The sequence below is a fragment of the Pseudomonas sp. GW821-FHT09A09 genome (assembly GCF_059418405.1).
The window spans coordinates 82,688-94,717 of the sequence record NZ_JBWKPU010000017.1 but is presented as its reverse complement, the minus strand read 5'-3'; the positions used below and the strand labels follow the sequence as shown (position 1 = coordinate 94,717).

At 61.5% G+C, this 12,030-nt stretch carries 10 protein-coding genes; 5 read left to right on the top strand and 5 right to left on the bottom strand.

Annotation, left to right across the window (positions count from 1 at the left end):
- Positions 1–159: 159 nt before the first annotated feature.
- From cysN to AC07OV_RS16965, 3 genes are all read right to left on the bottom strand, one after another.
- Positions 160–2,058 (bottom strand): sulfate adenylyltransferase subunit CysN, encoded by a 1,899-nt coding sequence (gene cysN, locus AC07OV_RS16975; RefSeq protein WP_178919180.1) that lies wholly within the window; start codon positions 2,056–2,058, stop codon positions 160–162.
- A 9-nt stretch (positions 2,059–2,067) separates the two neighbouring features.
- A complete protein-coding gene (gene cysD, locus AC07OV_RS16970; RefSeq protein ID WP_005784641.1) occupies positions 2,068–2,985 on the bottom strand; it encodes a sulfate adenylyltransferase subunit CysD in 918 nt (305 codons plus the stop codon).
- A gap of 268 nt (positions 2,986–3,253) precedes the next feature.
- Positions 3,254–4,012 (bottom strand): Nif3-like dinuclear metal center hexameric protein, encoded by a 759-nt coding sequence (locus AC07OV_RS16965; protein WP_495092628.1) that lies wholly within the window; start codon positions 4,010–4,012, stop codon positions 3,254–3,256.
- A 102-nt stretch (positions 4,013–4,114) separates the two neighbouring features.
- Here AC07OV_RS16965 and algW point away from each other — a divergent pair, with 102 nt between their 5' ends.
- On the top strand, positions 4,115–5,269 hold the full coding sequence (algW, locus tag AC07OV_RS16960) for a Do family serine endopeptidase AlgW (protein WP_176995172.1): 1,155 nt from the start codon (positions 4,115–4,117) through the stop codon (positions 5,267–5,269).
- A gap of 111 nt (positions 5,270–5,380) precedes the next feature.
- Positions 5,381–7,474 carry a TonB-dependent siderophore receptor gene (locus tag AC07OV_RS16955; protein ID WP_495092627.1) on the top strand — a complete coding sequence of 698 codons (2,094 nt, stop codon included), beginning with the start codon at positions 5,381–5,383 and terminating at the stop codon, positions 7,472–7,474.
- Positions 7,475–7,612: 138 nt separating this feature from the next.
- On the opposite strand, the gene hemH is transcribed toward AC07OV_RS16955, so the two are convergent.
- On the bottom strand, positions 7,613–8,635 hold the full coding sequence (gene hemH, locus AC07OV_RS16950; RefSeq protein WP_495092626.1) for a ferrochelatase: 1,023 nt from the start codon (positions 8,633–8,635) through the stop codon (positions 7,613–7,615).
- 14 nt (positions 8,636–8,649) lie between these two features.
- Complete coding sequence (locus tag AC07OV_RS16945) at positions 8,650–9,549, bottom strand: TIGR01777 family oxidoreductase (protein ID WP_495092625.1); 900 nt, start codon at positions 9,547–9,549, stop codon at positions 8,650–8,652.
- Positions 9,550–9,759: 210 nt separating this feature from the next.
- On the opposite strand from AC07OV_RS16945, the gene AC07OV_RS16940 reads away from it, so the two are divergent.
- From AC07OV_RS16940 to AC07OV_RS16930, 3 genes are all read left to right on the top strand, one after another.
- Positions 9,760–10,746, top strand: a complete 987-nt coding sequence (locus tag AC07OV_RS16940) for an NAD(P)/FAD-dependent oxidoreductase (protein WP_176995176.1) — start codon at positions 9,760–9,762, stop codon at positions 10,744–10,746.
- Entirely contained in the window at positions 10,743–10,958 is a 216-nt protein-coding gene (locus AC07OV_RS16935) for a TIGR02450 family Trp-rich protein (RefSeq protein ID WP_176995177.1), read from the top strand. The genes AC07OV_RS16940 and AC07OV_RS16935 overlap by 4 nt, the downstream gene beginning before the upstream one ends.
- A gap of 111 nt (positions 10,959–11,069) precedes the next feature.
- Positions 11,070–12,029 (top strand): YbgA family protein, encoded by a 960-nt coding sequence (locus AC07OV_RS16930; protein WP_494996519.1) that lies wholly within the window; start codon positions 11,070–11,072, stop codon positions 12,027–12,029.
- Position 12,030: the final 1 nt, after the last annotated feature.

Genomic DNA, 12,030 nt, shown 5'->3' with positions numbered 1-12,030 from the left:
GGCTTGCCTGCGATAGCAGTGGGTCAGCTACACATGTATCAACTGGCAGGCAGCTATCGCAGGCAAGCCAGCTCCCACATTGACCGAGTGCACATTTGAGAAAATGTAAAAAGCCCGCCACCGAGTGATCGGTGGCGGGCTTTTTTGTACGCGTGACGCTTAGATCGCGCCGCGTTTGCGCAACAGCTCCAGCACTTGCTTGACGCTCTCTTCCAACGACAGGGCCTGGGTGTCGATCACCAGATCGGCATTCAACGGCACGTCGTACGGGAAGGACTCGCCCGGAATGTTATCCCCACCCGCAGCGTAAAGGCCTTGCGGATCACGCTCGGCGCACACCAGCGGCGACGCTTGCACGTAAACGGTCAGCAGACGGTCGCCGCCGATCAGCGCCTTGGCCTGTTCGCGGCCTTCGGCATCCGGTGCAACAAACGCGGCCAAGGTCAGCAAGCCGGCTTCGTTGAACTGACGCGCCACGTGAGCGGCACGACGCCAGTTCTCGGTGCGGCCGGCACGGTCCTGCGGCAAGCCCTTGTTCAGGTCGTGACGCAGGTTCTGGCCGTCCAGCACGAACACCGCACGGCCCATGTCGAAGAGCTTGCGCTCGACGGCATACGCCAGGGTGCTCTTGCCAGCGCCCGACAGGCCGCTGAACAGCACGGTGGCCGGTTGCTGGCCGAAGCGCAGCGCACGTTCTTCAGTGGCTACATGAGCCAACTTGCCGTGCTGCGCCGCGCCGCCATGGCTGACCGGTGGCGCGATGATCATGCCCGCTGCCACGGTGCCGTTGGTCAAACGGTCGATGACGATAAACGCACCGGTGGTGCGGTTGCTGTCGTAACCGTCCAGGGCGATGGCGGCGTCGAGGCTGACCTTGACCCGGCCAATCTCGTTCAGTTGCAACGAACTTGCCGGGCCTTCGGCCAGGGTGTTCACGTCCACGCGGTGCACGATGCTGGTGATGGAACCCGGCACGTAGCTGGTGGCGCGCTTGATGTCGTATTTCTTGCCGGGCAGCATCGGTTCTTCGGCCATCCACACCAGCATGGCGTCGAAGGCGTCGGTCACTTGCGGCACGTTGTCGGCGTGTACCAACAGGTCGCCACGGGAGATGTCGATCTCGTCTTCCATGGTCAGGGTTACGGCCTGGCCCGGGCCTGCGTGCTCCAGTTCACCCTCAAAGGTGACGATGGATTTGACGCGGCTGCTCTTGCCCGAGGGCAGCACCACCACTTCGTCGCCCTTGTGCACGATGCCGCTGGCCAGGGTGCCGGCGAAACCGCGGAAGTTCAGGTTCGGACGGTTGACGTACTGCACCGGGAAACGCAGGTCGGTGTAGTTGCGGTCGTTGGCGATCTCGACGGTCTCGAGGATCTCCATCAGCGACTGGCCGGTGTACCAGGGCGAACGCTCGCTCTTGTTCACCACGTTATCGCCCTTGAGCGCCGACATCGGCACGAAGGCCAGGGTGCTTGGCTTGAACGCGATACCGTCGGCAAACTTCAAGTAATCAGCCTTGATCGACTCGAACACGTTCTGATCAAAGCCATTAATGTCCATCTTGTTGACGGCCACCACGATGTGCTTGATGCCCAGCAACGAGGCGATAAAGCTGTGGCGACGGGTCTGGGTCTGCACGCCGTAGCGGGCGTCGATCAGGATGATCGCCAGGTCACAGGTGGAGGCACCGGTGGCCATGTTGCGGGTGTACTGCTCATGGCCGGGGGTGTCGGCGATGATGAATTTGCGCTTGGCGGTAGAGAAGTAGCGGTACGCCACATCGATGGTGATGCCCTGCTCGCGCTCGGCTTGCAGGCCGTCGACCAGCAACGCCAGGTCGATGTCGTCACCGGTGGTGCCGACTTTCTTCGAATCGCGGGTGATGGCTTCCAGGTGATCTTCGTAGATCATCTTGGAGTCGTGCAGCAGGCGCCCGATCAGGGTGCTCTTGCCGTCGTCGACGTTGCCGCAGGTCAGGAAGCGCAACATTTCCTTGCGCTCGTGCTGGCCCAGGTAGGCGAGGATGTCCTCGCTGATCAAATCAGATACGTGCGACATGACAACCCCTTAGAAATAACCCTGACGTTTTTTGTCTTCCATCGAGCCTGCACCATCGTGGTCGATGACACGGCCCTGGCGCTCGGAAGTTCGCGTCAGGAGCATTTCCTGAATGATGTCCGTCAGCGTCTCGGCTTCGGACTCCACCGCGCCCGTCAACGGGTAGCAGCCAAGGGTACGGAAACGGACTTTCTTTTTGACGATGCGGGCTTTGTCTTCGTCGGACAGGTGCTCAAGGATGCGGTCGTCGTCGATCATGATCAACGTGCCGTTCTTCTCGATCACTTCACGCTCGGCGGCAAAGTACAGCGGAACGATCGGGATGCCTTCCAGGTAGATGTACTGCCAGATGTCCAGCTCGGTCCAGTTGGACAGCGGGAACACGCGGATCGACTCGCCCTTGTTGACGTTGCCGTTGTAGACGTTCCACAGCTCCGGGCGCTGGTTCTTCGGGTCCCAGCGATGCTTGCTGTCGCGGAACGAGTACACGCGCTCTTTGGCACGGGATTTCTCTTCATCACGACGGGCACCGCCGAACGCGGCGTCGAAACCATGCTTGTCCAAGGCTTGCTTGAGGCCTTCGGTCTTCATGATGTCGGTGTGCTTGGCGCTGCCGTGGGTGAACGGATTGATGCCCTGCGCCACGCCGTCCGGGTTGACGTGGGTGATCAGGTCCAGGCCCAGCTCTTCGACCATCTTGTCGCGGAACTTGTACATCTCCTGGAATTTCCAGCGGGTGTCGACGTGCATCACCGGGAACGGCAGCTTGCCCGGGAAAAAGGCCTTGCGTGCCAGGTGCAGCATCACGGCGGAGTCTTTACCGATCGAGTAGAGCATCACCGGGTTGTCGAACTCGGCGGCGACCTCGCGGATGATGTGGATGCTTTCCGCCTCCAGCTGTTTCAGATGCGTCAGTTTGTCGACCATGGCTACTCACGAAAACGATCTTATGGACGGCCAGCGGGCCGTGTTCGAGCGGGGCATGCTAGCACAGCACCTGCTTCTATTCAGGGAGCCAACTAGATCGAAACGGTATATGAATATGCCCCTCAGTTTGGGCCGAAACGCGGTCAAGGGTGGGAGCTGGCTTGCCTGCGATGGCATCACCCGGGTTTTTCTGAATCACCGAGGTGTCTGCATCGCAGGCAAGCCAGCTCCCACACAAGCCTGCCACATTATTGTTCAGCAGCGAGGATCAAATGGGATTCGGGCAATCGATGAACAGATGCTCCAGGGCAAAGCGCCGTGCCAGGTAATCGCCCAGCGCCTGCACGCCATAACGCTCGGTGGCGTGGTGGCCAGCCGCGATGAAACTGACGTCGTTTTCGCGCGCACTGTGGAAGGTCTGCTCGGAGGCTTCACCGCTCAGGTACAGGTCGACACCGGCCGCAATCGCGTCGTCGATGTAGCCCTGGCCACCCCCTGTGCACCAGCCGACACGGCGGATCATTTCACTGCCTTCGATCAGCAGCGGCTCGCGCCCCATGACTTCCTGCACACGGCGCGCGAAGTCGCGGGGTGACAGTGGTTCGGCGAGTGAACCGACCAGGCCGACGACCTTGGGGTTGCTCGGGTCCAGCGGGCCTTCGACGGTGATGTCCAACTGGCGGGCCAGTTGCACGTTGTTGCCGACGTCGGGGTGCAGGTCCAGCGGCAGGTGATAGGCCAGCAGGCTGATGTCGTGCTTGAGCAGGGTTTTCAGCCGGCGCTGCTTCATGCCGGTGATGCAGGGGTTCTCGCCTTTCCAGAAATAACCGTGGTGCACCAGGATCAGATCGGCCTGGGCTTCGACGGCCGCGTCCAGCAGGGCTTGGCTGGCAGTCACGCCACTGACGATGCGCATCACCTGCGGGCGGCCTTCGACCTGCAGGCCATTGGGGCAATAATCGGCAATTTTTGCGCTGCCGAGGTAGCGGTCCGCTTCCTCGACGAGGGTGCTAAGGGGGACGGCCATAAAAGACTCCTAAATATCCCGTTCCGAGGCGCTCGCAGCCTCGTATAATGCGCGACATTATGGGCGCTCTCCCGCCCCCTGCAACCTGTCAGGACTTACTTGATGCTCAAGGCACTGCGTTTTTTTGGATGGCCATTGTTGGCTGGCGTGCTGATCGCGATGCTGATCATTCAGCGTTTCCCCCAGTTTGTAGGCCTACCCAGCCTTGATGTGAACCTGCAACAGGCCCCGCAGACCAGCGCGGTGGTGCAAGGCCCGGTGACCTACGCGGATGCTGTCGTCATCGCGGCGCCTGCCGTGGTCAACCTGTACACCACCAAGGTCATCAACAAGCCGGCTCACCCGCTGTTCGAAGACCCGCAGTTCCGCCGCTATTTCGGTGACAACGGGCCCAAGCAACGGCGCATGGAATCCAGCCTGGGTTCCGGGGTAATCATGAGCCCTGAAGGCTACATCCTCACCAACAACCACGTGACCACTGGCGCCGACCAGATCGTGGTGGCCCTGCGTGATGGCCGCGAAACCCTGGCCCGCGTGGTCGGCAGCGACCCGGAAACCGATCTCGCGGTTCTCAAGATCGACCTCAAGAGCCTGCCATCGATCACCATCGGCCGCTCCGAAGCGTTGCGCGTGGGCGACGTGGCGCTGGCGATCGGCAACCCGTTCGGCGTGGGCCAGACCGTCACCATGGGCATTATCAGCGCCACCGGACGTAACCAGCTGGGGCTCAACAGCTACGAAGACTTCATCCAGACCGACGCGGCGATCAACCCGGGCAACTCCGGGGGCGCACTGGTGGATGCCAATGGCAACCTGACCGGTATCAACACGGCCATTTTCTCCAAGTCCGGTGGTTCACAAGGCATCGGCTTTGCGATCCCGGTGAAGCTGGCCATGGAGGTGATGAAGTCGATCATTGAACACGGCCAGGTGATTCGCGGCTGGCTGGGGATCGAAGTGCAACCGCTGACCAAGGAACTGGCCGAGTCGTTTGGCCTGACCGGGCGCCCAGGCATTGTGGTCGCAGGGATTTTCCGCGACGGCCCGGCGCAAAAAGCCGGCCTGCAATTGGGTGATGTGATCCTGAACATCGATGGCGAGCCGGCCGGAGATGGCCGCAAGTCGATGAACCAGGTGGCGCGGATCAAACCGACCGACAAGGTGGCGATCCAGGTCATGCGCAACGGCAAAGAGATCAAGCTGATGGCCGAAATCGGCCTGCGCCCACCGCCTGCACCGGTGAAAGAAGAGGAATAACGCCCGCGAACAGGTGCTCGTTTTCGGGCACCTGTAAGGCAATGTTTCGAAGCGATTCATTCTCATTAGGCATGTTATATTGTTTCAATATCGCTATTGGAACGCTCTATCATGCCGTCTCGAAAGTTTGCCCCCTTGGCTGGCCTGGCCTTGGGTTTGCTGCTCGACCCCGCCTACGCCGAAGACAATACCGTTGAACTGGACACCATCAGCGTCACCTCCGACGCCTACGAGTCCGCCACTGGCCCGGTCAACGGCTATCGCGCCACCCGTTCCGCCAGCGCGACCAAAACCGACACGGCCCTGCGCGACATCCCACAATCCATCAGCGTGATTCCCGCCACCGTGCTCAAGGACTTGGGCAGCACCAGCGTGGAACGCGCTCTGGAATTTGCCGGCGGCGTGTCCAAGCAAAACAACTTCGGCGGCCTGACACTTTACGAATACAGCGTGCGCGGCTTCACCACCTCGGAGTTCTACGTGGACGGATTCAGCGCCAACCGCGGCTACCCGAGCACACCGGACACAGCCAATATCGAGCGCATTGAAGTACTCAAAGGCCCCGCCGCCAGCCTGTACGGACGCGGCGATCCGGGCGGCACCGTGAACATCGTCACCAAAAAACCCCAGCCCGACGCCTTCACCACCCTGCAAACCAGCGCCGGTAGCTGGGACCGCTATCGCACCGCCCTGGATGTGAACACGCCACTGGACCCCGAGGGCCGCGTGCTGTCACGTGTGAACCTGGCGGTCGAAGACAACCACAGCTTCCGCGACCACGTGGGCGCCAAGCGTGTCTTTGTCGCACCGTCCTTGAGCTGGCAGTTGGACCCGGACACCAGCCTGCTCGTCGAAAGCGAATTCGTGCGCCACCGCTCCACGTTCGATCGCGGCATCGTCGACGCCCCCGGCGTATCCCGCAGAACCTTCCTCGGCGAGCCCAACGACGGCGACATCAGCAACCACAACAACCGCCTCCAGGCGGCCCTCGAACATCACCTCAACGACGCCTGGAAACTGCGCCTGGCCAGCCACTACAAACAAGGCAGCCTGTGGGGTGACGCATCGGAAAGCCGCGCACTCAACGCCGATGGGCATACCGTCAACCGCCGCTACCGCGAGCGCTCCACCGGTTGGCACGACAGCATCACCCAGCTTGAACTGCGCGGGCTGTTCGACGTTGGCAGCTGGCAGCATGAACTGCTGATCGGCACCGAATACGAGGACTACCGCAAGAAAGAACGCGTGACCGCCATCGCCGGCAGCCCCTACGCCATCGACCTCTACAACCCGGTCTACGGCCAGCCCAAACCCAACGGCCTGCGCTCGGGCACCGATTTCTTCGAGCAGACCAAAAGCCACGCGCTGAACCTGCAGGACCAAATCATCTTCACCGACCGCCTGCGCGGCATGCTCGGGGCGCGCTTCGAGCATTTCGACCAACACATCGAAGACTTCACCGGCGCGCCCAAAAGCCACCAGACCCACGACGCCTTCACCCAGCGCGCGGGCCTGCTGTATCAACTCACGCCGCACGTCGGCGTATTCGCCAACGCCTCCACCTCATTCAAACCCAACAGCGGCCTGGGCGCCGACAAAAAACCCTTCAAACCCGAAGAAGGCGTGGGCTATGAAGTGGGGATCAAGAGCGAACTGTTCGACGACCGCCTCAGCACCACCCTCGCCGCCTTCCATATCGAAAAGGAAAACGTGCTGACGCTGGACCCGGCCACCAACCTCAACCGCGCCATGGGCAAAGCACGCAGCCAAGGGTTCGACCTGCAAATGACCGGGCAGGTGACAGACGCGGTGCGAGTGATCGGCGCGTTCGCCTATATCGATGCTGAAGTGACCAAAGGCGACAAGGCGATTCCAGCCGGTAGCCGGATACTGGGCGTGGCCAAGCGCAGCGGCAGTCTGTTGGGCGTATATGAATTCCAGGACGGTGCGTTGCGCGGTTCCGATCTGGGCGCGGCGTTCACCTATGTGGGCGATCGCTCCGGCGAAGCAGGCGGTCGCTTTGAGCTACCGGCTTACCATACCGTCGATTTGCTGGCCCATTACAAGGCGACGCAGAACGTCACCCTGGGCCTGAACCTCAACAACCTGTTTGATGAGAAGTACTACGAGCGGTCCTACAGCAGCTACTGGGTGAACCCGGGCGAACCGCGCAACCTGACCGTCAGCCTCACCCTTAACCTGTAAACACGGTAAAAAATGTGGGAGGGCTAATGTGGGAGCGGGCTTGCCCGCGATAGCGGTGCATCAGCCAACAAATCAATCGACTGACACGCCCCATCGCGGGCCAGCCCGCTCCCACATTTTGATCTTCACTGGCTTCAGCTATAGAGACACTGGTGCTTTTTCGCACAAGGCATTCAACGCCTTCGCCCACTGCGGGTCGTCATTGAGGCACGGCACCAGCACCAACTCCTCGCCTCCGGCCTCGCGGAATTGTTCCAGCCCTCGATCGCCGATCTCTTCGAGCGTCTCGATGCAATCGGCGACAAACGCCGGGCACATCACCAGCAGCTTTTTCACGCCTTGCTGGGCCAGCGCTTCCAGGCGGGCCTCGGTGTAGGGCTCGATCCACTTCGCCCGGCCCAGGCGCGATTGGAAGGCCACCGACCACTTGTCCTCTGGCAAGCCCATGCGCGCGGCAAAATCCCGTGCCACGCTGAAACACTGCCCGCGATAACAGGTGGCACGCACCTGCGCCGAGGCGTTCGCGCAGCAATCGGTGGCACCGTCGAAGGTGTGGCCAGGGTTGAGTTTTTGCAGATGCCGCTCCGGCAAGCCGTGGAAGCTGAACAGCAGGTGATCGTAATCCTGCTGCAAATGCGGCTTGGCGCTGGCCACCAGGGCGTCGAGGTATTCGGGTTGGTCGTAGAAGGGTTGCAGGATCGCCAGCGGCAGATCGAGTTTTTTCTCACGCAGCACGCGGCGGGCTTCTTCAACCACCGTGGTCACCGTGCTGTCGGCAAACTGCGGGTACAGCGGCGCCAGGGTGACCTTGCGAATGCCTTGGGCGGCGAGACCGGTCAACACGCTTTCAATCGACGGCTCGCCGTAGCGCATCGCCAATTCCACCGGGCCGTGGGTCCACTGCGAGGTCATTTGCTGTTGCAGGCGACGGCTGAGCACCACCAGCGGCGAGCCCTCGTCCCACCAGATGGACGCGTAGGCGTGGGCCGATTGCTCGGGGCGCTTGATCAGGATCAGCGACACCAGCAAACGCCGCACCGGCCACGGCAGGTCGATCACGTAGGGGTCCATCAGGAATTGATTGAGGTAGCTGCGCACATCGGCCACCGAAGTGGACGCCGGTGAACCCAGGTTGACCAGTAACAACGCGTGATCCGTCATGCAACATCCTATGGCTAGAGGCGGCTGGACAAGTCTTCCAGGGCCGCGTGCAACTCTGTGAACTGAAAAGTGAAACCGGCCGCCAGCAAGCGTTCGGGAACCGCTTTCTGGCCGCCCAACAGCAACCCGGACAACTCGCCCAGCCCAACCTTCAACGCAAACGCCGGCATCGGCATGAACGCAGGGCGGTGCAGCACCTGGCCCAGGGTCTTGGCAAACTCGCGGTTGCGCACCGGGTGCGGCGCGCACGCATTATAAGGACCGCTGGCGTCGTTCTTGTGCAGAAGAAAATCAATCAGGGCGATTTGATCCTTGATATGCACCCACGGCATCCACTGCCGACCATCGCCGATCGGCCCGCCCAGCGCCAGCTTGAATGGCAGCAGCAACCGCGACAAAAAGCCGCCCTGCGCCGCCAGCACCAGGCCGGTGCGCACCAGCACTACGCGCACGCCCAAGGCTTCGGCGCGCAAAGCGGTTTCTTCCCAGGCAATACAGAGCTGGCTGGGGAAGTCATCCTGCACCGGGCCGCTTGCCTCGGTCAGTTCGCGCTCGCCGCCGTCGCCATACCAGCCCACCGCAGAACCCGATATCAGCACGGCGGGTTTGTGCTCCAAACCCTCGATCCACGCCAGCAGGGTTTCGGTGAGGCTGATACGACTGCTCCACAACAACGCCTTGCGTTTGCGGGTCCAGGGGCGATCCGCGATCGGCGCACCCGCCAGGTTGATGACCGCATCCACCGGGCCGATCACCTCTTGCAGACGGCCAACGCCCAGCACTTGAGCGCCACACCATTTGGCGACCGTCTCCGGCTCACGGCTCCACACCGTAAGTTGATGCCCCTGCGCCAGCCAGTGTTGGCACAGTTGGCGGCCGATCAGACCCGTACCGCCGGTCAGCAAAATATGCATGGGACGCTCCTGATGTAACGTTCGCCGTCGATCACTGGTCTATTTTATAGAAAGGGATCATTTGTAAACGGGCGTAACGTTGGCTAAGCCTCAGCTTTAACCATAGGTCACACCGTTAGAACAGGCACGCCAAAACTTATACCAAAAAACAATATTGTACAGCTATTGGTGTCGGCGTAGTCTGTACCCAAAGGTAAAACGAGGCCTCCCATGACTGTTCCCATCGCGATCATCGGCACCGGCATCGCCGGTCTCTCAGCCGCCCGAGCGTTACGAGACGCAGGGCATGTTGTACAACTCTTTGATAAAAGCCGCGGCAGTGGTGGCCGCATGTCCAGCAAGCGCAGCGATGCGGGCGCCTTGGACATGGGCGCACAGTACTTCACCGCCCGCGACCGGCGCTTCGTCAACGAAGTGCAACGCTGGCAAAGCAACGGTTGGGCCGAGCAATGGAAGCCCCAGCTGTACAACTTCAAGTCCGGCCAACTCACCCCCTCCCCCGATGAACAGATCCGCTGGGTCGGCACGCCACGCATGAGCGCCATCACCCGCGCCCTGCTCGATGACCTGCCGGTGGAGTTTGGTTGCCGTATCACCGAAGTGTTCCAGGGCACCCAACACTGGAACCTGCTGGATGCCGACGGCGGCAATCACGGCCCCTTCAGCCATGTGGTCATCGCCACGCCGGCGCCGCAGGCCACCGCTCTACTGGCCGCAGCGCCCAAACTGGCGAGCGCCGCCGCAGGCGTGAAGATGGACCCGACCTGGGCCATCGCCCTGGCTTTCGACACGCCGCTGGACACCCCCATGGAAGGCTGCTTCGTACAAGACAGCCCCCTCGACTGGCTCGCCCGTAACCGCAGCAAGCCCGGGCGCGACACCACCCTGGACACCTGGGTGCTGCACGCCACCAGCGCCTGGAGCAAGGCGCACCTGGACTTGCCCAAAGAAGCGGTGATTGAACACCTGCACGGTGCCTTCGCCGAACTGCTGCACAGCGCCATGCCCGCGCCATCCTTCAGCCTGGCGCACCGCTGGCTGTATGCGCGGCCGTCCAGCAGCCACGAATTCGGTGTGCTGGCCGACGCCGACCTGGGCTTGTACGTGTGTGGCGACTGGTGCCTCTCGGGCCGGGTCGAAGGGGCATGGCTCAGCGGCCAGGAAGCCGCACGACGCTTGATCGAACACCTGCAATGAACCGCATCAACCCGGCCAAATTGCTGCTGTCGAAATGGACAGCAGCCCATCCACGCCACAAGGAAAAACACTTCCTGGTCACTGAGCTGTTTCGTGACGAAGAAGGCACCGTGCTGGAAATCGAGCTGCAAGCCGTAATGACCCGACGCGCTGAACGCCTGGCCTGGCAAACCCTGCAAAACGCCGAAGCCTGGCGGATGGGCTGGAAGTAACACGCCGCAAATACTTGTACAAAATATTTGACTTGTACAGCATCAAATCTATGATGAGATTTAGTTGTACAAGCTTTTCAGTTTGTATAGGAATCTCGCAGGGGTTTGGCCATGTCCAGCAGTGCAAAACCAAAGATCGCCATCAGCGCCTGTTTGCTGGGCGAAAACGTGCGCTTCAACGGCGGCCACAAACAATCCCTGCTGTGCAGCCAAACCCTTTCTGACTATTTCGACTTTGTGCCGCTGTGCCCAGAAGTCGCCATCGGCCTGGGTATCCCCCGCGAACCGATCCGCCTGGTGGGCGACCCCGCCCACCCGCAAGCCGTTGGCACTGTGCACCGTGAACTCAACGTCACCCAGCCGCTGGACGCTTACGGCGAGCAGATGGCGGCGGAACACACTGACCTGTGCGGCTACATCTTCATGCAGAAGTCGCCGTCCTGTGGCCTGGAGCGGGTCAAGGTGTATCGCGACAATGGCACCCCGGTGGACGGCGGCGGGCGCGGCATCTATGCCCAGGCTTTTTGCGCACGCCACCCCAACCTGCCCGTGGAAGAAGACGGTCGGTTGAATGACCCGGTGCTGCGTGAAAACTTCCTGACACGCGTCTTCGTGTACGCCAGCTGGCAGCAATTGCGCGCTGAAGGCCTGACCCGCCACGGCCTGCTGGCCTTCCATTCTCGCTACAAATACTTGCTGATGGCCCACAGCCCGGCGCATTACAAAAGCCTCGGCCACCTGCTCGGCAGCATGAGCAAGCACACCCATCTCGAAGAATTGGCCGACTGCTACTTCAGCGACCTGATGACCGGCCTGAAAAAATGCGCCACCCGTGGCACCCACACCAACGTGCTGCAACACATCAGCGGCTACCTCAAGCAGGCCATCAGCGCCGACGACAAGCAGGAAATGCAAACCGTCATCGGCCAGTACCGCCATGGCATCGTGCCGCTGGTGGTGCCGTTGACCCTGCTCAAGCACCACTTTCGCCAACACCCGGACCGTTACATCGCGCAGCAGGCTTACCTGCAGCCGCACCCGGAAAATCTCAGCCTGCGAAACGCGATCTAAC

Coding starts and splice junctions, on each gene's coding strand:
- hemH (WP_495092626.1), bottom strand. CDS start 8,635: ATGACGGATCACGCGTTGTTACTGGTCAACCTGGGTTCACCGGCGTCC.
- cysN (WP_178919180.1), bottom strand. CDS start 2,058: ATGTCGCACGTATCTGATTTGATCAGCGAGGACATCCTCGCCTACCTG.
- algW (WP_176995172.1), top strand. CDS start 4,115: ATGCTCAAGGCACTGCGTTTTTTTGGATGGCCATTGTTGGCTGGCGTG.
- AC07OV_RS16940 (WP_176995176.1), top strand. CDS start 9,760: ATGACTGTTCCCATCGCGATCATCGGCACCGGCATCGCCGGTCTCTCA.
- AC07OV_RS16955 (WP_495092627.1), top strand. CDS start 5,381: ATGCCGTCTCGAAAGTTTGCCCCCTTGGCTGGCCTGGCCTTGGGTTTG.
- AC07OV_RS16965 (WP_495092628.1), bottom strand. CDS start 4,012: ATGGCCGTCCCCCTTAGCACCCTCGTCGAGGAAGCGGACCGCTACCTC.
- cysD (WP_005784641.1), bottom strand. CDS start 2,985: ATGGTCGACAAACTGACGCATCTGAAACAGCTGGAGGCGGAAAGCATC.
- AC07OV_RS16945 (WP_495092625.1), bottom strand. CDS start 9,549: ATGCATATTTTGCTGACCGGCGGTACGGGTCTGATCGGCCGCCAACTG.
- AC07OV_RS16930 (WP_494996519.1), top strand. CDS start 11,070: ATGTCCAGCAGTGCAAAACCAAAGATCGCCATCAGCGCCTGTTTGCTG.
- AC07OV_RS16935 (WP_176995177.1), top strand. CDS start 10,743: ATGAACCGCATCAACCCGGCCAAATTGCTGCTGTCGAAATGGACAGCA.